The organism is Paenalicyclobacillus macrosporangiidus, assembly GCF_900116805.1.
GTDB classification, from domain to species: Bacteria; Bacillota; Bacilli; order Alicyclobacillales; family Alicyclobacillaceae; genus Alicyclobacillus_H; species Alicyclobacillus_H macrosporangiidus.
Genome location: NZ_FPBV01000009.1, coordinates 23,931 through 42,998 on the forward strand (window position 1 = coordinate 23,931; position 19,068 = coordinate 42,998).

General features: G+C 59.6%; 23 protein-coding genes, 1 tRNA gene and 2 pseudogenes. 6 read left to right on the forward strand and 20 right to left on the reverse strand.

Annotated elements, in window-relative coordinates; translation table 11 throughout:
• Positions 1 to 5: 5 nt before the first annotated feature.
• The 8 genes from BM357_RS09190 to BM357_RS09225 all read right to left on the reverse strand — a co-directional run bounded on the left by BM357_RS09190 (position 6) and on the right by BM357_RS09225 (position 9,512).
• A complete protein-coding gene (locus BM357_RS09190; protein WP_074952045.1) occupies positions 6 to 1,862 on the reverse strand; it encodes a DEAD/DEAH box helicase in 1,857 nt (618 codons plus the stop codon).
• Entirely contained in the window at positions 1,859 to 4,882 is a 3,024-nt protein-coding gene (locus BM357_RS09195) for a phage/plasmid primase, P4 family (RefSeq protein ID WP_074952048.1), read from the reverse strand. The genes BM357_RS09190 and BM357_RS09195 overlap by 4 nt, the downstream gene beginning before the upstream one ends.
• 503 nt (positions 4,883 to 5,385) lie before the next feature.
• Positions 5,386 to 5,697, reverse strand: coding sequence for a hypothetical protein (locus BM357_RS09200; protein WP_074952051.1), 312 nt, complete (start codon positions 5,695 to 5,697; stop codon positions 5,386 to 5,388).
• Positions 5,698 to 5,869: 172 nt separating this feature from the next.
• A complete protein-coding gene (locus BM357_RS09205; protein ID WP_074952054.1) occupies positions 5,870 to 6,334 on the reverse strand; it encodes a DUF6011 domain-containing protein in 465 nt (154 codons plus the stop codon).
• A 340-nt stretch (positions 6,335 to 6,674) separates the two neighbouring features.
• Positions 6,675 to 7,145 (reverse strand): DUF669 domain-containing protein, encoded by a 471-nt coding sequence (locus BM357_RS09210; RefSeq protein ID WP_074952057.1) that lies wholly within the window; start codon positions 7,143 to 7,145, stop codon positions 6,675 to 6,677.
• Positions 7,146 to 7,218: 73 nt separating this feature from the next.
• Positions 7,219 to 8,025, reverse strand: a complete 807-nt coding sequence (locus tag BM357_RS09215; protein ID WP_051663490.1) for a hypothetical protein — start codon at positions 8,023 to 8,025, stop codon at positions 7,219 to 7,221.
• A 114-nt stretch (positions 8,026 to 8,139) separates the two neighbouring features.
• The gene (locus BM357_RS09220) at positions 8,140 to 9,069 is read right to left on the reverse strand and encodes a RecB family exonuclease (protein WP_074952062.1); all 930 of its coding nucleotides are present in this window, start codon (positions 9,067 to 9,069) and stop codon (positions 8,140 to 8,142) included.
• 224 nt (positions 9,070 to 9,293) lie between these two features.
• Positions 9,294 to 9,512, reverse strand: a complete 219-nt coding sequence (locus tag BM357_RS09225) for a helix-turn-helix domain-containing protein (RefSeq protein WP_425426533.1) — start codon at positions 9,510 to 9,512, stop codon at positions 9,294 to 9,296.
• Positions 9,513 to 9,641: 129 nt separating this feature from the next.
• On the opposite strand from BM357_RS09225, the pseudogene BM357_RS20695 reads away from it, so the two are divergent.
• A pseudogene (locus BM357_RS20695) lies at positions 9,642 to 9,830 on the forward strand (helix-turn-helix domain-containing protein); the annotation flags it as partial.
• A 23-nt stretch (positions 9,831 to 9,853) separates the two neighbouring features.
• Here BM357_RS20695 and BM357_RS20235 read toward each other — a convergent pair.
• The 3 genes from BM357_RS20235 to BM357_RS09240 are packed head-to-tail and all read right to left on the reverse strand — an operon-like array spanning position 9,854 to position 10,649.
• A complete protein-coding gene (locus BM357_RS20235) occupies positions 9,854 to 10,174 on the reverse strand; it encodes a hypothetical protein (protein ID WP_245783923.1) in 321 nt (106 codons plus the stop codon).
• Between the two features lie 19 nt (positions 10,175 to 10,193).
• The gene (locus BM357_RS19300) at positions 10,194 to 10,385 is read right to left on the reverse strand and encodes a hypothetical protein (protein WP_139234650.1); all 192 of its coding nucleotides are present in this window, start codon (positions 10,383 to 10,385) and stop codon (positions 10,194 to 10,196) included.
• Between the two features lie 12 nt (positions 10,386 to 10,397).
• Positions 10,398 to 10,649, reverse strand: a complete 252-nt coding sequence (locus tag BM357_RS09240; protein ID WP_342741614.1) for a helix-turn-helix domain-containing protein — start codon at positions 10,647 to 10,649, stop codon at positions 10,398 to 10,400.
• 60 nt (positions 10,650 to 10,709) lie between these two features.
• Between BM357_RS09240 and BM357_RS09245 the strand changes: the two genes are divergently transcribed.
• On the forward strand, positions 10,710 to 10,943 hold the full coding sequence (locus BM357_RS09245) for a helix-turn-helix domain-containing protein (RefSeq protein ID WP_035462539.1): 234 nt from the start codon (positions 10,710 to 10,712) through the stop codon (positions 10,941 to 10,943).
• A gap of 2 nt (positions 10,944 to 10,945) precedes the next feature.
• Here the strand turns inward: BM357_RS09245 and BM357_RS09250 are convergent, their stop codons facing one another.
• From BM357_RS09250 to BM357_RS09265, 3 genes are all read right to left on the reverse strand, one after another.
• On the reverse strand, positions 10,946 to 11,188 hold the full coding sequence (locus BM357_RS09250; protein ID WP_074952074.1) for a helix-turn-helix domain-containing protein: 243 nt from the start codon (positions 11,186 to 11,188) through the stop codon (positions 10,946 to 10,948).
• A 592-nt stretch (positions 11,189 to 11,780) separates the two neighbouring features.
• The gene (locus BM357_RS09260) at positions 11,781 to 12,068 is read right to left on the reverse strand and encodes a helix-turn-helix domain-containing protein (protein WP_074952081.1); all 288 of its coding nucleotides are present in this window, start codon (positions 12,066 to 12,068) and stop codon (positions 11,781 to 11,783) included.
• Complete coding sequence (locus BM357_RS09265; RefSeq protein ID WP_074952084.1) at positions 12,068 to 12,298, reverse strand: helix-turn-helix domain-containing protein; 231 nt, start codon at positions 12,296 to 12,298, stop codon at positions 12,068 to 12,070. Before BM357_RS09265 ends, BM357_RS09260 begins: the two co-directional genes overlap by 1 nt.
• A gap of 229 nt (positions 12,299 to 12,527) precedes the next feature.
• Here BM357_RS09265 and BM357_RS19835 point away from each other — a divergent pair.
• From BM357_RS19835 to BM357_RS09285, 4 genes and pseudogenes are all read left to right on the forward strand, one after another.
• A pseudogene (locus BM357_RS19835) lies at positions 12,528 to 12,701 on the forward strand (helix-turn-helix domain-containing protein); the annotation flags it as partial.
• Positions 12,702 to 12,818: 117 nt separating this feature from the next.
• Complete coding sequence (locus BM357_RS20700) at positions 12,819 to 13,223, forward strand: hypothetical protein (protein WP_074952290.1); 405 nt, start codon at positions 12,819 to 12,821, stop codon at positions 13,221 to 13,223.
• A 24-nt stretch (positions 13,224 to 13,247) separates the two neighbouring features.
• Positions 13,248 to 13,709 carry an ImmA/IrrE family metallo-endopeptidase gene (locus tag BM357_RS09280; protein ID WP_074952087.1) on the forward strand — a complete coding sequence of 154 codons (462 nt, stop codon included), beginning with the start codon at positions 13,248 to 13,250 and terminating at the stop codon, positions 13,707 to 13,709.
• A 48-nt stretch (positions 13,710 to 13,757) separates the two neighbouring features.
• Positions 13,758 to 14,984, forward strand: a complete 1,227-nt coding sequence (locus BM357_RS09285; protein ID WP_074952090.1) for a tyrosine-type recombinase/integrase — start codon at positions 13,758 to 13,760, stop codon at positions 14,982 to 14,984.
• Between the two features lie 103 nt (positions 14,985 to 15,087).
• Here the strand turns inward: BM357_RS09285 and BM357_RS09290 are convergent.
• The 6 genes from BM357_RS09290 to BM357_RS09315 all read right to left on the reverse strand — a co-directional run bounded on the left by BM357_RS09290 (position 15,088) and on the right by BM357_RS09315 (position 18,757).
• Positions 15,088 to 15,164: transfer RNA gene (locus BM357_RS09290), tRNA-Arg, on the reverse strand.
• A 102-nt stretch (positions 15,165 to 15,266) separates the two neighbouring features.
• On the reverse strand, positions 15,267 to 15,821 hold the full coding sequence (locus tag BM357_RS09295; RefSeq protein WP_074952093.1) for a metallophosphoesterase family protein: 555 nt from the start codon (positions 15,819 to 15,821) through the stop codon (positions 15,267 to 15,269).
• Positions 15,818 to 16,414, reverse strand: coding sequence for an RdgB/HAM1 family non-canonical purine NTP pyrophosphatase (rdgB, locus tag BM357_RS09300; RefSeq protein WP_074952096.1), 597 nt, complete (start codon positions 16,412 to 16,414; stop codon positions 15,818 to 15,820). Before rdgB ends, BM357_RS09295 begins: the two co-directional genes overlap by 4 nt.
• Before the next feature lie 61 nt (positions 16,415 to 16,475).
• Complete coding sequence (locus BM357_RS09305) at positions 16,476 to 16,916, reverse strand: MarR family winged helix-turn-helix transcriptional regulator (RefSeq protein ID WP_029420071.1); 441 nt, start codon at positions 16,914 to 16,916, stop codon at positions 16,476 to 16,478.
• 108 nt (positions 16,917 to 17,024) lie between these two features.
• On the reverse strand, positions 17,025 to 17,252 hold the full coding sequence (locus BM357_RS09310; protein ID WP_029420070.1) for a helix-turn-helix domain-containing protein: 228 nt from the start codon (positions 17,250 to 17,252) through the stop codon (positions 17,025 to 17,027).
• 170 nt (positions 17,253 to 17,422) lie between these two features.
• Positions 17,423 to 18,757 (reverse strand): MFS transporter, encoded by a 1,335-nt coding sequence (locus BM357_RS09315; protein ID WP_074952099.1) that lies wholly within the window; start codon positions 18,755 to 18,757, stop codon positions 17,423 to 17,425.
• Between the last annotated feature and the right edge of the window lie 311 nt (positions 18,758 to 19,068).

Consider the following 19,068-nt stretch of genomic DNA (forward strand, 5'->3'; position numbering starts at 1 on the left):
TTCTATCAAACAGCGGATTGTACGGCATCGGCGGTGTCTCTCGCTGCGGAAGCCCCTGCCGCGAACAGCTTCACCCTGTGCGGCAGAGCCCTGGCGTAACTCCCCAGAAACGCCGCCCGGTCCCCGCGCCGGAGCCGCGCCGCCTCGTCCAGCAGTACCGCCGCCTCCTCCATCGTGTCCGGCAGCATCGCTTCCGGCAGGCGCATCTGCGCGAACACCCGGCGCAGCACCGACATCTGCCGTGGGGTCGGCAGCGTCAACATCGCCATCGCTTCCCACCGCGTGGCGGGCGGCAACATGCCGCGGCGCATCAACGCCTCTACCTGCTTTTCCGTCGGCGGCAGGTCCATCCACCACGCGCCCTCCTCCACCGCTCGCCGCTGCAAATGCACCCGCGCGTACGTCGCGGCGTATCCCCAGGCCATCTCCGCGTCCGCGCCCTGGTACACCACGTCCACGCCCGTCGGTACCGGTTCGAGGCCGCTGTCCGCCCGACGCGCATTCTCCCTGGCCGACGCCCAGCTTCCCGCAGCCACCTGCCACACTTCCCCAGGCAACCGCTCCACGCGCACGAACCGCCCGGCGAAGTCCCGCGCCAGCCACACACCGTCACGAACACACACCCACCGGAACTTGCTCGCTGGCACAACCTTCGACGAACCGCCGCCTCCGATTCCGAGTGGCCCATCCATCCCGGCCGCCGGAGCAGCTTCATCCGCCCCGGTCAGCAGCCGGTCCACCGTCACCAACTGGTGCAGTTCAGTCACGCCCACCACGTCCAGCACCAAGCAGTCCGTCTTTCCGACATGCGGCGCCAGACGCAAGCCCCGCCCGACCATCTGGGTGTACAGCCCGTGGCTCGTCGTCGGCCGAGCCATAATGAGGCATGACACTTCCGGCCTGTCGAAGCCTTCCGTCAACACTCCGTAGTTGCACACCACCCGGACCTCGCCGCGCGAGAACGCGTCCAGCGTCGCCCGGCGCTCGTCCTTCGGCATCGCCCCGGTCACCGTCGCCGCCTTTACCCCGGCTGCCTCAAACGCAGCCGCCAGGGCCTCGGCGTGCTCCACCGACACGCAGAAGGCGATGGTGAGCCGGTCCTGCGCGTGCTCCTTCCACGCCTCCACGATCCGTTCGTTGACCGAAGCCGTATTCACAACGCCGCTCAATTCGTGGTCCGTCCAGTCCCCGCCCGGCCGCGCCTCGTCCAGCCCCTCGACAATGGCGAGTCGCACGGCTTTCGGCGGTACTAGATACCCTTCCTCGATGAGCCGCATCACGCCGATGGCGTACGCCACCCCGTCGAACACCTTGCGAAGCCCGGCGCCGTCCGCTCGGTACGGCGTCGCCGTCAGGCCCAGGTGCAGCGCCCCGTCCCGCACCCCGTCGCCAAGGAACCCCAGCGCCTCGTACACCCGCATGTACGACGCGGCCCTGGCATGGTGGCACTCGTCGGTGATGAGTGTCGGGGTCGTGTCGTGGGCGGCCATCCAGTGGGACAAGCGTTCCGGATGCGAGATCGTCTGGATCGACGCCACAGCGAAATCCGCCGCAACGTCGTCCTCCTCCGCCTGAATCCGCCCCACCGTCACCCGCCGCCCCGCCTCACCGAACGAATCGTACACCGCGGCGAACTTCTCCAGTGTCTGATCCAGCAGCTCGTCCCGGTGCGCGAGGAACAGCACCGGCCCGCGATTCAGGCGGTCCACGGCGATCTTGGAGGCGATCACCGTCTTTCCCGCCCCCGTCGCCGCCACAAGCACAGGGCGCGGCTTGCCGTACTCGTAGACAGCTTGCACCGCCGCTTCTTGGTAGTCCCGCAGCCGGAGACGGCGGGTGCCGGAGGAAACCAGGGTCTTCACGCACTCGCACCTCCCTTGCGCTCTCCGCGCATCTGCTTGTAAGCCTCCGTGATCGGCAGCGTGACATACTTGATCTGCCGCGTTTCGGAGTCGTAGACCTCGCGCCTGATCTTCAGTTGCAGCCCTCCCTGCCCGAGCCGAACGCCACACCACACATTGACCCGCTCACCGTTTATTTGCAGGCGACGTCCCGTGATAGACACAGGCGCAGCGTTTCGCAGGCGTTCCATGAGTTTGGCTGCGCCCGGAGACTTGCGGCCCAAGTCCTTGGCATAGATTTCAAACGCCAGATGCAACAGTTCACGCGGTACCTGATAATCCTGCCCAAACTCGACGATCTCGTCTTCAATGGCCATCATCACGATGTCGTTGGCTTTCCAGTAATCCATCAGCGCCGCCTTCATCGCCGGGGATTCGTACAGCTTTCCATCTCGACAGCGCATCATGATGTAGTGACTGATACCCAGCCACGCCCAGTACGACAGTGCCTCCGGCGTCTTAAGGCGTTCTTCCCACTCTTCCCCGTACTTTTGCTCAAACCGCTGATCGAACGGGATGACCAGTGGCCTGCGGAAAAACCCGTAACTCGGGTCCGGCGTTGAAGGCAGTTCGTTGGCGCCGTACCACAGCTTTACCCGCGGGCGAAAGCTGAAGGCGTCGTGGAACTTGCGCTCGCCAGTCAGTACGTCATTGCCGGTCAGTTTCTTGATGGTCTCCGTGTCCTCCAGCCTCTCTCCGCTCAGATCACCGACCAGGTTCACGGCCGCCTTGATGAGCCGGTGTGTCGCAAACCGGTTTTTGGCCAAGTCCTGCAACGTCACTGTCTCCACAAACCCGGCAAACAGCCGTTCCAATACCCGGATCATCACGCCCTTCCCGTTGCGTCCGCCGCCGTACAGCAGCGCGTAGCGTTGCTGCGACGTATCAAACCTGCACAGTGAGTAGCCTAGGTACTCCAGCAGCGCCTGCCGTGTATCGTCGTCCGGCAGTGTGGTAAGCAGGTACTCATCCACCGCCCGCATCGCGTCAGACTGTGATGATGGATTCCAGTCGTCACGCCACTCGGCGTTGACTTGCCAGGTGCACTTGAAGCTGGGGTTGAAGTCCACCAGCCGAAAGCTCGGCAGATCCGACAGATCAAGCACACCGTTGCGAAAGACGATGTATGGCTCCGCATCCCACTCGCCATACACAGCGGCCCCATCCGTTCTGTGCTCCCCAGCCACGAAATCCGTCAGCGTCGCCGCCACGTCGCGCGCGTAGTCTCGTCTGGCCCACTCCGGCGCCACAGCGTCTAGTGCCCGCAAGATAAACGGCATGATCAATTCCTCAACGGCTTGGTAGTATTGACCATTGAATCCATAGATGGTATCGTATAGGTGGTGCAAGCCAAAGGATTCCTGAAGTTGCTTGACAAACCGGAACTCCAAGAATTTCTGCTTGCCTGTCTCGGGATCGGTCTTGATGAACCGGTCCCGGTACGCGAATGCCCACGCTGCGGCCAATTTCGGGTCGAAGCCGCGGCGCCGGAAATCCGGCCCATGTCCGTCGTGGACCGCCACGGCGGGCGTTTTTGTTTCTGCAGGCACCCCCATATCCGCCACCTCCGACTCCACCGACGTCACAGCCGCCTCATTCGGCGCACCGTACACGCCGCGTTCCCCACGCTCCACCGCGTACAGCCGCCTGATCACCATCGCCGGGCTCGTGTTCTTACTCCAATGCGGACACGAGCGGCATTCAGGCATTGGATCGTCCCGCTCAAACGTCGCGCACTTGATGGGCACGCCCTTGTTCTGCTGCCATTTGCGTTGCGCCTCCGCCCAGTTGTATCGCCGCCCCGGACCCAGGTCGTAGCCCTTGCTCCACTCGTGCCACAGCGCGGGGGCTGGGTTCAGAGACTTGAGCGTTCCTGCGATGTGGTGCCACACCGGTTCGCTCACCGTGTTCGGGTCCGTGGCGTACACCGCGAACCGCGCGCAGATGAGCGGCAGCTTGTCCGCCACATATTCCAGAGGCACCGGCGCCCAGCGCCCGCTGACGGTGTTGCCGCAGTCAGCGGCCTCCTTTCCCGGTGTCTCCCTGTCTTCTTCGTTCACGACGCCGAACTCGACCAAGAGCCTGTCCAGCGTCGCCTCGAACTCGTCACCCGGATACTCCGCATCCGGACGTGATTGCTCGATGGAGACCGGAACCACCCGACTCGTCTTGGTATGCAGCGTCCCAGGCAGCCGCATCACCCGCGCCGGGTCCGCAATACTGGGGTCTGAACGAAGCAGCTCCGCCAACTTGCGCACGATCCGCCGTCCTGTGTCCACGTCCACAGGCTCCGTGAACCGGAAATACACGTGCCGTCCCCGCCCTCCGCCGGAGAGAACCACAAACGTCGGCGGGTAACCCGTTTCGGACAGCGCCTCCAGAGCGCGCTGCGCGTGCTCTATTCGGTCCGCGTCGTCATCACCGCCGTGATCGTCGATGTCCGCCCACGCGCCGGGGTACGCCGCCACGTCCTCAGCCGCGCCGCCAACCCAGCGCGCCCGAACCTCGCCGCTCGATACGTCCGCCACACGGCGAACCTCCGTCTTTCGCGGACAGACGCCGTAGTACCAGCCGCAACGCAGCAGCGACGCGGCCTTGTAACCCTCCGTAACATGCACCGCCAGCGCGTCAATGTCCGACACCGGGAACGACTTGCGAAGCTGTGCCGCCTGCCGCGCGGCGTCCTTATCGGTGCGGTCGTTGGGGATCGGGCGCACCTCAATGTGGCCGTCCTGCACGCGTGCGAACCAAGCCTCCAGGAATTCGCGCAGGGTGCGGACATCCACGCTGAATTCGATGTCATGGCGTTCCGGCGTGCCGAAGACGTGCTGTGTCATGTGCTGGCGCAACGCCTCGTGGCTGACCGTCTCGCCTTGTGCAGCAAGCCATTCCACAACCTTGCGGTACGATTGCCCATCTTTACAGCGTTTCTCCGCTTCCTTGCGTAGTTTCGATGCACACACTTTGCACTCGCGAGGCATGAGGCACGCCCCCAATTCTGAATGGACATACTCTTTTGGGATATACGGCTCTTTTTTCTTGACAGAGCCGGTTTCTTGACAACAAATACCGCTTTATGGATTGTGAGTAATGTATTAGTGTCAAGATTCAACCAGCCTGTTCCATCTATGTATGGTTTCTTACTGTGAGAAACTAGTGTCAAGATTGACAGTGTTTCTTGACAGTGATCTGTATATAAGGGTAATCATCGATTTTGGTATGACGCCCTGACACACCCGCATGAATACTGGGTTTTTCGGGTTTTGCCACCCTGACGCACCTATGACGCACCCCTGACGTTTGGTGGTCTTGGTACGACGCGTTGTCAACTTGCCAACTCTTCCCTAGCGCACCCTGACGTCCTTCCATTTTTTAGAGCTATTGCCCGACGCCATGGTACACCGGTACAGTCATCAGCGTTCGCTACAGCGACACAACCAGCACGATGTTCACTTGCCAAGGTACAAGCCTCCACGTGCATTCCTCACGCGCTCGCCTTGCCGCCGTCTTGCGTCAGCACGGACAGCGCCCGTGCTATCTCCGCCGAGTACGGCCGCAAGTAGCGGTCGCGAAATTCGCGCCACGCTTCGGCACTCGCATAGCCCAACGCAGGGTCGATGAGCGGCTTGAGCCTCGGTACGCCATCCTCGCACACCACGATGGTCGCACCGGCCGCCCGCGCCCCGTGCAGCAGCCAGCCCAGTTCCGCGTCGTCGACGCTTTGCAGCAGCCGCTGCCACAGCGCATGATCCGCTACAAGATCTGGCCTCGGATCGCTGCGCCAACTCGGCGCCATACCGCTCGCCTCCTCCGGTCGGGGGAGTGGAGAGATCCGAACCGCGCGTCCCCGCGGCCCAGAGAGCGGGTTCGCCGCTCTGCCAGGCTGACAAGCGCCACGCCCCCGGTGCTAACTCCGGCGCCATTCGTACGCTTCGACAACCCGGCACAGGGGCGAAGCCGCCTGTGCGTTATGCGATGTTCTCCGCACGGAACCGTCGCGTTTTCCGAGTTTGCCGGGCCTCCATCCGTCGCTGGAACTCGGCCGCAGCGGCGTACTGCGGCCCGGCCAGGACGGCCGATTCGTAAACCCTGCGAAGATCCGTGCCGCGATCAATGAGCAGTTCACGCTGTACTCCTCGCACCCAGTCGTTTAGTGCTCCGTACGCCTCGTACTTACCATCCCGGTACCGGACGCTGATCCGCATCTGATAGCGCACCCCGTCCTCCGCCAGATAGGGCCAATTGGCGCCCAGGTCGATCTCCCCGCCGCGCTCCAACAGTGCCTTCCGACGTGCCCATTCCGCGTCGTCGACCGTCAAATCCTTGTCAAACACGCCGCCGCCCGAGCGTCCGTAACAGATCGGTCCCATGCCTCTGGCGATGGAACGCTCATCGGTGAGCGCGCGACCGCAACACCGGCATTTATCGCCCATCACTCGACACCTCCTTCCCGCGACTTGTGTTCAGGTTCGCCGCTCCGCCGGGTGATGTGGCCACGGGGGACTCGAACCCCCAGCCGCGACGGGCTGATCAGGCACTACGCCGCAGCCGTGTCACCTGCACGCGGTCGCATCAACCGGCGCAGGGGCGAACCCCTGGGCGTTCGCGTTCCGGATCTCCGGAGCACATTCGGTGAAGCGCCCCTCACCATATGGAGGGCTGTATGGCAGAACACATGTTCGCGTACCTGCTGAAAACCCTTGATATGACTGCAAAAGCGCTGTTTATACGACTTACGAATATATTGATCATCGTATATGAAATTTTTGCATATCAATCCAGGAACGGGTCTCCCCTCTCTGTAACGGGCTCCGGCGCGCTCTGCGCGTTGCGTTCAAGACGGCGAACGACATAGCAGTTTTGATACGTCTTCGTCGGATCTTGCTTGCCCTGCACAGTCCGCAGCGACACTTCCAGCGTTACTCCGATAAGCTCGTGTAACCGGTCCTCCAGCTCGGACAACGTGTTCAGTGACAATCCGCAGGTCTCCAGGTCGCCCTTGAGGAACGGGAACCGCTGCTCCTGCTCCAGGTTGTGACGCTTAAAGATGTGCCGGTCGGCGTAATCCCCGTCGATAATCACCATGTCCAGCACCAGTTCGAGATCGCCGCTGAACGTGTTGGGGCGGATCTCCGCGCGTTCGATCTCCACCTTGTAACGCCCGTCCGGTATATGGTTTGTGGCAGCCTCGGATTGTTGGTACGCCGAGTCGTACTGCCGCAGCCGATTGCTCCATTGGCCCATAATTTATCCCCCTCTTTGATGGGCACAGGGCCGGGCTGTTCAGGCACAGCCCGGCATGGTACTGTGCGTATGATTACGCCGATGTACGTGATGCCTCGTCCGCGGTCACGGAGGCTTCGTCGCCCGCTCCTTGCATGTAATCGTCCAGTCCGACGGTGTACCGCTGCGCAGCCTGCTCCAGTTCCTCGCGCACCGACCGGACTTTCACGTACTCGACAGGCGACAAGCGCCGGACGATCTGCGGCGATTTCAGAACCGACCAGGTTTGCGCGCCGTTCTGCTTTGCCTCCAGCGAAAGCTCGACTTCAACGGCAGCCAGCGGCGTACCCTTGTAAAGCAACCCGGAAACGAACCGATCCCAAACTTTGAGCGACGTCGGCGGCAAGGTTACGACGCTTGACATGTTGCTGCCCTCCTCCAAGAGGAATAGGCGGCGCATCTCCTTGCACGCCTTGCCTTTTCCGCCTTTTGGATCAGAACCGTACTTGTTGAATGGGCACGTCGCGCACTCCCGGCGCTGTTCCCGATTCAGTTCCACGTCGAAGTACACGCCGTACTTTCCGTCCATGCTGCTGCAATCCGGGCGGTCCTGCCCTTCCCCAAGGAACAGCGCACGCGTCACGTGGAAGTATGGCACCACGCCCCGAAGCGTCTGTCGTACCTCACCCGTCGCCTCGTTCGTGAACGCCCGAGCGGCGTGGACGATCTGCCAGCGAACCGGCCGGGCGTCGATCTGATCTGCCTCAGAGTCCAGATCGCTGCCAACCATCTCCGCATATTCCTGAAGCGAAACTCCGTTGGCCTCCAATTCCTGCGCCTCTTGCTCGCTCAGCCCCAATTTCTGCAACAGCGCCGCGTCGTACTGCACCAGATTGCTCATCATGCATCCTCCTTCGCGAGTTGTTTCAGTGCCTTGTCGATGTCTTGCAGTGCATCAACACGCCGGAGCCCCAGGGCGTCTCCTCCACGGTGTCGGTCACGGCCTACGTCGTCTTCACGCCGTCTTCGCCTCCTGACCGTCCCCGGACAACTCGTCGTGCTGCGTATCCGCCGTGTAGTACATGTCCTCCCACCCCGGAAGTCCAAGGCAGATCGCACGGAACGGACAGCCCCCAAAGTCGGTGCACGCCTGCGGGTTGCGCCGGATGACGCCAAGTCTCTGGTCGAACAGGCGGCTCTGGACCTCTGCCCACAATTCCCACCGTGTCTGCTCCAACTGCTCCGGTGTGCGAACAACTAAGTCCTCGGAGATAAACCGTTCGCTCTCCTCCTCGTATGTAGCTGTTAGCCGGGCCTTGAAGTCTTCCAGGCTTTCACCCTTGCGCGGCTCGAAGCGGCTTTTAACCAGAACCCTGATAAGCGCACCCTCAACCTCAATCCCTAATGCGTCGCGCGCCGCCAAGGTGTAGAGCGAAATCTGCGCGTCCAATCCGTATCGCAACCTGAACTGTTCCAAGGTCTGACCGGTGCTTTTGTACTCGACCAACCAATACTTCCCGTCCGGTGTCCGCACAACGCCGTCGATCTTGCCCGCCAGACGGAATGTACGGCTTGGGCGGCCAGTCAAAGGATTTTTGATCGGCAGGTCGAATTTATGTTCGATCACAACCGGCTCGTACCGCGGGAACCGCTGGACCGCTTGCCGGACCATGACCTCAACGCGAATCTTTTGCGCGGGCAGCTTGTTCAATTCGGCCTCGTCGTCTATTCGATTTGCCACCTCGTCCAGGTGGGCGAGTGCCGCCGTGACGGCCTCTTCCTCCGAACAGCCACGGTTCCAGATTTCCATGGCGTGATGGAATGCGGAACCGATGTCCAGCGCCCACTGCACCTGCTTCGAGCGAAGCAAGAGGTCGTAGTGGAAATGCTCACGCTGCGGGCAACGGGCGCGCATGCTGATTCTGCTGTATGTCAGGGCCTCCATCCCGCTCTCCCCCTTGCCAGCACCGCGAAACCCGCGATATACTGGCATTGTTCTTGGACCTCTTTTGTGTCTCCGTTCAGAGAGACACCTTCTTTTGTTCCTCGCTGTTTGTCGATTCCGCCATTTCCTCCACATCGCGAATCGTGTACCGGCTCCGCTCCTGTGGATCGTGTCGGTCTCCGTCGCAGAGACGGGCGATCAGAGTGTTAACGTCGTCAAGCTGTTTAGCTGACGCGTGCATTCGTCGTCACCTCCTCCATGTCAACCAATTCGTCCAATGTGACCCCGAGCGCTTTGGCGAGTTTCGCAAGCACAGTGACTGTTGGGTTTTTGGCTGTTCCTGTCTCAATGTCGCTGATTACCGATTGCGGAACGCCTGACAGCTTGGACAGGTCCGATTGCGTCAACCCTTTGGCTTTACGAAACTCGCGAAGCCGAATCACCATGTGCACCTCCTTGCTTGATTTCATAGTATCGGATATCCGAACATGCGTCAACGGTTTTCCGATAATACTTCACTTGAATCTTGCTGTGGTTGTGTTAGCCTGCTCGATAAGACAATCGGAAATCCGATGGGTGTTGATACCTTGGACATTGCGGACCGCATCAACCGACTCCGCGAAGCTGCGGGAATGACGGCTAACCAGCTCGCTAAGGCCGCTGGGGTCGGCCAAGCAAGCCTGAGCGACATCCTAAACCGTAAGAACAAGCCGTCGCTGGATACGTTGGAGCGTCTTTGCTCTGTGTTCGGAATCACCCTTTCCGAATTCTTTGCAGAAGACCATCATGATGAAATGCCTCCTGAAGTTCGCAGACTGTGTGACAAAGTGAACCGTCTTTCTCCCGAACAACGAGAGGCGATACTCAGGCTCATTGAAGCCTTCACTCCTACCCGAAAGGAGTCCTGACCTTGACCGCGGCTCTCGAACGCGATCTGTCCAAATTCCTCCACCACGATGTCCGGTGCCAGCTTATCCTGCATGACAAGCAGGTCATCAACATGTTCGATACCGTCATTGACCACATCACCGTCCTCGACGACGGCAGTGTCTTTGTCGTGTACGATGGTGGTGTCATTCAGATCGCTCACGGAGAACTCGTGCATGATCCAACCATGCTCATCATCAAAGGAGATGATTGGAGCTTGTTTGTAACTCGTTGGATTGGCGACGCCGAACGTTTTCCAACAGCATCTCAGAGGCGGCCTCCAACGACCGAACCATAATCGCCGCTTCCGGCAGATCGTAGCGTCTCAGCCGCTTCGCTTCCGCCAGGTAAATTTGTGCCAGTTCGATCTTCGCGTCGTCCGTGGTCACGGGTGTCACTCCTTACGCGGTCTTGGAATCTCGGCCGGCCAGTTCGTACACGTTGACATCCAGGATGTCGGCTAGCCGAAACAACTTGTCGATGCTCAGGTTGCGTTCGCCGTATTCAAACCGTTGGTACGAACGGAGTGCGATCCCAAGCATCGTCGCGACTTGCTTTTGCGTGTAGCCTTTGGCTTCACGTGCAGTTCGAGCGACTTGGTTTAGCTGCTTCACATCACCACCGCCTTGTTGATATGTGACCTTATTGGTCACGTTGGTGTCTTTACTTTATATGACCTAAAAGGTCATGTCAAGCCATCGGAGTGAATTGTTTTGGCCAACTTTGCCGAACGATTGAGTGAATTGATTGAGACAAACGGTGTGTCCAAAAAGGACCTTGCTGCGATTCTTGGTGTGACGTATCGCAATCTCCGTCGGTACGAAACCGGCGAACGCAAGCCAGATTTTGATGGCCTCATCAAACTCGCCGACTTCTTCAACGTCAGCCTTGACTACCTCGTCGGTCGCACCGATGACCCGACCCCTCCGCCACGCTCTTCCTCGTAGCCTCACGCGCTCTTCCTCGCCCGGTCCTCGGCGATGGCCAGTTCGCACAGCCTCAACACCGGTTCCGGGTCCCCGACCGCCCGCGCGTAGCCGCGCAGCATCCGCAGCGTCGCCCCGCGTGAACCAAGCTCGATCCGGGCGATCTGTGCCTGCGTGGTGTCCGCCAAGTACGCCACATACTCCTGCGTCACGCCCGCCCCCAAACGCAGCGCCCGCAACGCGCGGCCGATCTCGAAGTCGTTCATGCGCCTCCCCCCTTCTCCATGTCGAATTATGTAGGGACTGGAATATTCCCATATCTATCTAGAAACCCCTGATTGCGTGTACCTTGTAGTCAGAGCATCCGTACCCCGCTCGTGACCCGCTCCATCCCCGCGGCGCGCTCCCAAACGCCCGGCGGGTCCGGCCTAGGCCGAACAGCGTTGCGCCTTTTCGCACCGGCAGTCCTCCGTCCATTCGTGGCACTCAGCGCAACGGTCGGCACAGGAGCAGTCGTCGATCAGTTCGCCGCACTCGTCGCACCGGTCGCAGTCGCAATGGTCGAGACGCTGACCGCACTCACTGCACCACTCAGCCTCGACCCATTCCGTGCCGCAGTTCGCGCACACGGCGTACTCCTCGTAGTACCAGCCCATGCCGTATTCGGACAGGCATTCGCGGCGTGTGTCGGTGTCTTGGCAACCGCAGTAGGCACAGGCTGTGTAGGTCGATGGCAAAAGGGTCACCTCCCAATAATTCCTCGTTTGTCATTGGTTTGGCATTTCCCAAGGTGCGTCGCACATTGATCGGCGTCTCACGTTTGATAGGTGTGCGTTTCATACGCAAGCGTGCAAGTCCCTATGACTCCCTCGCTCCCTCCACTTGCTTCCTGATCCACTCATCCACATCCATCTGCCGGACGAAGATTTGACCACCAACCCGGAATGACGGGATGGTACGCTCTCGAATGAGCCGGCGCGCCGTCCAATCGGACACGTGAAGGTACTTTGCTAGTTCAGCCACCGACATATGGCGCGCCAAAAGTTCCTGCTGGATCCGTGGTTCAAGACGCTCCCAAATGCGTTGTTCGAGTTCGTCGACAATGCTGGCCCGCATCTCGTCCATGGCTTGTTCGAAGAGTGACATTACTGCGTCACCTGCTCCTGAGCATTGAGACGCTTGACAATGTTGAGGTCCATGTCCAGTGACTGCGCGATCCTTGAAAGCGCATCTACACTTGGAGCGTAGCGTCCAGCCTCAATGTCGGCCAGATAGCTCCGAGAGAGATCGGTGCTGGCGGACAACTGCTCTTGCGTGAGCTTCTTATCCTTGCGCTGTTGTCTGATCGCCGCGCCGAGCGCTTTCTTGTCAAGCACCTCTCATCACCTCCCACGACATGAATGTACGGTATTCACGTCATTTTAGTAAAAGACAAATAAGGGCAGTTTCAGAGCATTATCGTGAAATAGACACGTGTATCTTGTATTTACGTCAAAAATCCCATCATGTCTTGTATTTCCGTCATTATACAACTTAAATTCACGTCAATGACTGGGTATACTGTGAATGATGTCGGAAACACCGACATAGGGGGGAGGCCCGAGAATGCCCCTCGGGGAAAACATCAAGCGGTATCGAAAGTTGAGGGGGCTTACGCAGGAGAAGCTCGCCAAATTGGCGCATATGTCGCGTTCGTATCTTGCGGATGTCGAGCGCGATAGGTACAACCCTAGCGTCGAGGTGCTCGAAACGTTGGCGAACGTACTCGGTGTGTCAACCGAAGTACTCCTCGGGCGTTCAATTGGCGCGCTGGTCGAAAATCGCATGAATGCACTCGGCATGTCGTGGGAAGAGCTCTCCGGGAAGACAGGAATTCCTGCTGCAGATTTGCAATCCCTGGATAACAAGGTGCCTGACCCAGAGGATTATGAACCTGACGGTCTCATTGATCGACTTGCAAAGGTTCTGGATATGGACCGCAAGATACTTGCGGACGCATATGCGCGGCAGGAGCGGCCAGCTTATGACGGGCCCGGAGAGAGAGCTCGCGGCGCTTTTGCGGTTCGTGAGTCTACGCAAACCGCAAATAAGGATGTCCTGAGTTCCAAAGAAGAACGCGACATCGCGCGCGAGCTGGAGCGGATTATGTCGTCTTTGGAGAGCAACTCGGCGCTTGCGTTTGATGGGGAACCGCTGACAGAGGAGGATAAGGAACTTCTCCGTATTTCACTGGAGAACTCGCTTCGCCTTGCCAGGCAGATCGCGAAGAAAAAGTTCACGCCGCACAAACATAGGAACTGAACTTTTGGGGTATGGGTGACGCGGATGGACATCAAGACCTGTGTGAAGCGATTGGTAAGCCGGTACAGAACGAACGATCCATTCTTGATCGCCGATAAGCGGGGCATCGTAATCATTACAGAGCGATTGGGTAATATCCTTGGTTACCACATTAGCAGCAGGAGAATTCACATCATCCACCTCAATTGGTCGCTGGACGGGCCCTTGAGACGGTTTGTGTGTGCCCATGAACTAGGTCACGCGATCCTGCATCCGAAAGTCAATACGCCGTTTCTGAGGCGGAGCACGTTATTCTCTATTGACAGAATCGAGCGGGAAGCCAATGAATTTGCGGTCGAGTTGCTTTTGCCTGATGAGGAGCTCGAGCTCGTCAGATTCTGTGATCCGGTAACAGCGCGGGAGATTGCCGCTCAATATGGCATACCGAATGAGTTGATGCGCCTCAAGCGATTAGATCGGTCCCGAAAGGCGGTGGTGCATATGTAATGTGACAGAGCGCTCAGTCTAGGACTCTGCTAAAGGGAGGAGCAGTCGATGCCAAGCATCGAAAAGCGCGGTAAGAACTCTTGGCGCCTTATCGTTGAAGGTGGCTATGACGCAACGGGTAAGCGCATCCAGTACCGCCGGACCATCCGCGTTGACGACGAGGCCATCCTCAAGTCTAAACGTCGGCTGCAAGACTATCTGGACATGGAGCTCGCCCGGTTTCGTCAGGAGATCGAATCCGGGCAATACCTCAAACCTGAACGCGTGACCTTCGCTGAGTTCGTGGAGACGTGGAAGACGAACTACGCTGACATCAACCTCGGCGCGTACACCCGAAAGAACTACATGGGTTACATCCGCTCACGCCTGTTGCCCGTCTTCGGGCACATGGAAATGAGTAAGATCCGTACCATGCACATTGTCTCGTTCTTTACGAGCCTGCGGACCGAGGGGCGTAAGGATGGCCGAGACAAGCCTCTGGCGACCAACACGCTGCTGAACATCTATAAGACGCTCAAATCCATCTTCGACGCAGCAGAGCGGTGGAAGGTCATCCCGAGCAATCCTATGGATGGCGTGCAGCGCCCGACTCCTGACAAGCGTGAGAAAAAGGCCCTCAAAGCCCGGAAGAAGGCGTACACGTGGCAGGAAGCCGCAGACCTAATTGTCGCCTTGAACGACGAGCCAGAACATTGGCGGCTGTATTATCTCGGAGTGCTCCTGGGTGGTTTCCGCCGTGGCGAGATGTTGGGAGTAGAATGGCACCAGGTCGACTTTGAACGTGGCGGGATTCACGTTGAAAAGCAGATTTCTATGGACGAACAGGGGCGCCCGGTCGAGGCTGAACTCAAAACGGAAGAGTCCGCAGCCTTCGTCCCCATGCCCCGTTGGTACATGGCGGAGCTGGCACAGTATCGACGCCACTGGATGCAGGAGCGTCTTTTGCTAGGCCCGCAGTGGCGCGGCGGGGATAAGCAGTACCTTTTCCATAATGGGTTTGGGGACAAGCTGTATCCGGATACCCCATCCCTGCACTGGCGGCGGTTCCTCTCCAAACATAACCTTCCCCGCATTCGGCTGCATGACCTGCGACACACCACAGCGATGCTGCTGCGCGAGGAAGGCGTGGACTTGAAGACCATTCAGGAGCGGCTGAGGCACACGCGACTGTCCACTACGGCTGACCTGTACACGCATGAATCAGACCTGGTCAGTCGTGAAGCTGCCGATAGACTTGAAAAGCTCAACCCGTTGTCTCGTTCCCGCTCCTCTTGATTTCGTTCCCAATCCGTTCCCAAACGGCTTAAGAGCAGCCCAAAGATGCAAACCTGGCAAAAAGAAAATCCCTTGTGGCACAAGGGATCTCAAAGGATTAGGTTGGCGTCTCAGGAGGGATTCGAACCCCCGACCCACAGCTTAGAAGGCTGTTGCTCTATCCAGCTGAGCTACTGAGACATGATGGACCTGCCCGACCATGGTTCGTGGCGGACGAGCGATTCCGAGAACGCCTGGAAGACTCCCCGTCGAAGCCAGTGTAGCCGAAAACCGCATCCGTGATCAAGACGACGTCGTGGAGGCAGGCAGGTGCACGCGCAGCGTGGCGTTGGTCATGTCTCCGGCAGCCGTCCAATGCGATACCCGCACATCGTATCCGTGTCCGCCCGCCGACGGCTCCAGCTCCAGCAGAGCAAACGTTCGCTCTCGCCGGCCCCGGGGGATGGACAGGCTGCCCGGATTGAGGAGCAGACATCCGGACTGTACGGCCGCCAAGGCGATGTGGGTGTGTCCGAACACCGCGACCTGGGCCCCGCACGCCTGGGCCCGCGCCACCAGACCGCCCAAGCCTTCCTTGACACGCAGATGATGGCCGTGGGTTAGATACATCGGCGGACCAAAATCGGTGATGACGCGCTCCAAGGGGTACGCCGGTGTGGGGCGATCCCAGTTGCCCGCCACCGCGTAGATGGGCCAATCCACACGTTCTGCCAGCCACTCCACGTCGGATGTCTCATCGCCGGCGTGCAGGATGGCGTCCAACGGTTGCGCGCTCTTGATCGCCGTCAACAGCTCGTGCCGGTGGCGATGTGTATCGCTGACCACGCACAGCCTCACGGGACATCCCCCTTCCACGCCGCGATCAAAGCATCCACCGCGCGCGCCCGGTGAGACCAGCGGTTCTTCTCCTCGGCCGTCAGTTCAGCCAACGTCTTGCCTAATTCGGGAACGTAAAACAGCGGATCGTACCCGAATCCACCGGAGCCGGACAACTCCGTCGCGACCTGACCGCGGAGGGTCCCACGGACCACCAAGCCGCGACCGAGCGCGTGATTCCAAACCGCGATTGCGCAGACGAATTCCGCCTTCCGCTCTTCAGCAGGAACCTCGGCCAAGGCAGACAACAGCTTCCGGTTGTTGGCCGCGCTGTCCCCATGGACGCCGGCGTACCGGGCGGACATCACCCCCGGGGCCCCGCCCAGCGCGTCGACGCAGATGCCCGAGTCGTCCGCCAACACCCAGCCTGGGCAATACCGGGCGTAGAAAACCGCCTTTTCCACGGCATTCGCTTCGAACGAAGCACCATTTTCCGGGCATGTCCCAGCCTCGTCGGGAAGGGGGCGAACGTTGGCGGTCACCGGTGCCAACAGCTCGCGAAACTCCTCGACCTTGTGGCGATTACGCGTCGCGACATAGATCACATCGAGCATACAGAATCCACCCTGCAACCCGGGAAAACGAAACGCTGTGCGCAGACACGCACAGCGCGGTTCAGTCTCCCGAAATCTTGTCGTTCAACAGATCCAACGCTCTCAGGATTTCCGACCGCTCGGAGTGGCTCAGCGATTCCAGGACCCCTGCGAGGTACGCCCGCCGGGCGTCAAGCACGCGTTCGATGATGTCCGCCCCTTTTTGCAACAACCGCACCCGCACCACGCGCCGGTCTGCCTGATCCCGCTCCCGGGCCACAAACCCGGAACGCTCCAGTCTATCCACCAGATCCGTCGTGGTGCTGTACGCCAGATACAGTCGGCTGCTCAGATCCCCGATGGTGAGATCTCCGTTCCGATCCAGAATCAACAGCGCGTCAAATTGTGGGGGTGTGATCTGGTGCTGATCGAGCAACATGCGGCCTCGTCGCCGAACGACCCCTGCGATCTGCCGCAGGTGATGTTCGATCTCCGCGACCTGATGGGCGAACACGGGATCCACGGCGTCACCCCTGTCTGCGTGACTGTGTTGCCCATAATGATATCATTCCGTTCAATCCCGAGTCAACGGAACGGAGAACCCCTACACGGGAGGGTAGGGGCACCGACCTCAGATGTTCAATTCACCGAGCCGGACCAGTTCCACCACGGCCTGGGACCGCCCTTTCACATTCAATTTCTTCATAACATTCGAAATGTGGTTCCGAACCGTCTTCTCGCTGACGAACAGTTGGGCGGCGATCTCCTTCGTGGTCTTGTCTTGAACAAGCAATTCAAAGACTTCCCGCTCACGGTTGGTGAGCAGAGACTTGCCTCGCAACTCACTCCCGGAAGACATCCTTTATCCCTCCTTGCCGGTCGGTGTACAAGAATGGGATACAGTCAGGGTATAGTATGTTGGAGGCTTGTTTCGTGTGCGGCAGCCAGAAAACATGGGCAAAAAGCGAGCAGGCTCCGCAAGGGAGCCTGCCGACTCGTGGCGAGGAGAGGAGAGATGTCCCGTTGTGATCACGCTTGCAGGTGACTCTCGGCGCTCCTGTACTCGCGCACAATCTCCTCTTCGCTGCGCCCTTTCAGGAACGCCAGCGCAATCAGCGTCACCACCGCGTTGAAGACAATGTACGCGCTGATGGCCGACGAACTGCCATACTTGTGCATCAACCAGGTGGCGATGAGCGGCGCCGGACCGCCGGCGATCACGCTGGCCAACTGATAACCGAGCGATGCGCCACTGTACCGCAAATGCGACGGGAAGTTCTCCGCAATCAGCGCCGCCTGCGGACCGTACAGGAAGTCGTGCGGGATCAACGAGATGACGATGGCGATGAACGCCAGCGCGGCGATCCCGGTGTTGACCATCCAGAAATACGGATACGCGTACAGCAGCACCAACACGGTCCCGATGGCGTACATCTTGCGCCGTCCGATGCGGTCGGACAGATATCCGGCGAATGGCACCGTGAACAGCGACAACACCGCGGCCACCGTGGTGGCGTTAGTCAGGAAACCTTTGTTGTAGTGCATGTACGTGCTGCCATAGCTCAGGATGAAGGTGATGAACAGGTAGAACGGCGCCTGCTCCGCCATCCGCACCAGCGCGGACAGGATGATCTCCTTCGGATGCGACTTGATGGCTTCGATGACCGGCACCTTCACAACCTTCTGGCGTTGCACCACCTCTTGGAAGTGCGGCGTCTCCATCACGCGCAGCCGGATAAACAGACCGATGAGGACCATCACCAGGCTGAGCAGGAAGGGGATCCGCCAACCCCAGGTGTTGAATGCGCTTCCGCTGATGGCGATAAAGATGCTCGTGAACAGCGACGAGAACAGCAGCCCCAGAGGAACGCCCAGCTGTGGCCAGCTGCCCATCAGGCCGCGCCGCTGGTGATGGCCCCATTCCATCGACATGAGCACGGAACCGCCCCATTCACCGCCGACGCCGATGCCCTGCAGGATGCGCAAGACGATGAGAATGACGGGTGCCCACACGCCGATGGCCGCGTAGGTGGGCAGAATCCCCATCGCCGCGCTGCTCAAGCCCATCAGCAGCAGCGTGATGATGAGCGTCGCCTTGCGGCCCAACCGGTCACCGTAGTGCCCGAAGATCGCCGCCCCGACGGGACGGGCGACAAAGCCCAAAAACATGGTTGCAAACGATTGCAGCTGGCCGATAAAGGGATCGGAATTCGGGAAGAACAATTTCGGAAAGACCAAAGCCGCTGCGGTACCGTACAAGAAATAGTCATACCATTCGATGGCCGTGCCGATGGTGCTGGCGATGGCCGCCCGCCGGACCTGCGTCTGGCGGATCTCGGCTTGCGCGCCCTGAACTTGCGCCATTCTGTCAATCCCCCTGTCGTGCAGTCTCTTCTCTGGCCAATCCAGTCGGATGTGACACACTCACTCCATTTGCGAACGTCTGGACCTGGCCACCTCCCCTTCTCTCAGGAAACCGCTTTCTTCCCTGCCCAAAAAACGCACGTTTGACAACACATTGGCGAGCAGGACCGGAAGCGCTTCCCGAGCGGTCTGCCTCCGGATTGTCGACGATCGACAATTCCGTAGACAACAAATCCTATGAACAATGCCGAGAAATCACCCCAATTATGCAGGACGAGGCGCGCCCGTGTCAACCGGGCGCGCCCGCACAT

What these genes read in the sequence shown, in the direction of transcription:
- BM357_RS09200 (WP_074952051.1), bottom strand. Translation starts at nt 5,697, where the DNA reads ATGGCGCCGAGTTGGCGCAGCGATCCGAGGCCAGATCTTGTAGCGGAT.
- rdgB (WP_074952096.1), bottom strand. Translation starts at nt 16,414, where the DNA reads ATGCTCGATGTGATCTATGTCGCGACGCGTAATCGCCACAAGGTCGAG.
- BM357_RS09210 (WP_074952057.1), bottom strand. Translation starts at nt 7,145, where the DNA reads ATGGGCCAATGGAGCAATCGGCTGCGGCAGTACGACTCGGCGTACCAA.
- BM357_RS09195 (WP_074952048.1), bottom strand. Translation starts at nt 4,882, where the DNA reads ATGCCTCGCGAGTGCAAAGTGTGTGCATCGAAACTACGCAAGGAAGCG.
- BM357_RS09205 (WP_074952054.1), bottom strand. Translation starts at nt 6,334, where the DNA reads ATGGGCGATAAATGCCGGTGTTGCGGTCGCGCGCTCACCGATGAGCGT.
- BM357_RS09215 (WP_051663490.1), bottom strand. Translation starts at nt 8,025, where the DNA reads ATGAGCAATCTGGTGCAGTACGACGCGGCGCTGTTGCAGAAATTGGGG.
- BM357_RS09260 (WP_074952081.1), bottom strand. Translation starts at nt 12,068, where the DNA reads ATGTCACTCTTCGAACAAGCCATGGACGAGATGCGGGCCAGCATTGTC.
- BM357_RS09220 (WP_074952062.1), bottom strand. Translation starts at nt 9,069, where the DNA reads ATGGAGGCCCTGACATACAGCAGAATCAGCATGCGCGCCCGTTGCCCG.
- BM357_RS09285 (WP_074952090.1), top strand. Translation starts at nt 13,758, where the DNA reads ATGCCAAGCATCGAAAAGCGCGGTAAGAACTCTTGGCGCCTTATCGTT.
- BM357_RS20235 (WP_245783923.1), bottom strand. Translation starts at nt 10,174, where the DNA reads ATGCACGAGTTCTCCGTGAGCGATCTGAATGACACCACCATCGTACAC.
- BM357_RS09310 (WP_029420070.1), bottom strand. Translation starts at nt 17,252, where the DNA reads ATGTCTTCCGGGAGTGAGTTGCGAGGCAAGTCTCTGCTCACCAACCGT.
- BM357_RS09315 (WP_074952099.1), bottom strand. Translation starts at nt 18,757, where the DNA reads ATGGCGCAAGTTCAGGGCGCGCAAGCCGAGATCCGCCAGACGCAGGTC.
- BM357_RS09250 (WP_074952074.1), bottom strand. Translation starts at nt 11,188, where the DNA reads ATGAACGACTTCGAGATCGGCCGCGCGTTGCGGGCGCTGCGTTTGGGG.
- BM357_RS09280 (WP_074952087.1), top strand. Translation starts at nt 13,248, where the DNA reads ATGGACATCAAGACCTGTGTGAAGCGATTGGTAAGCCGGTACAGAACG.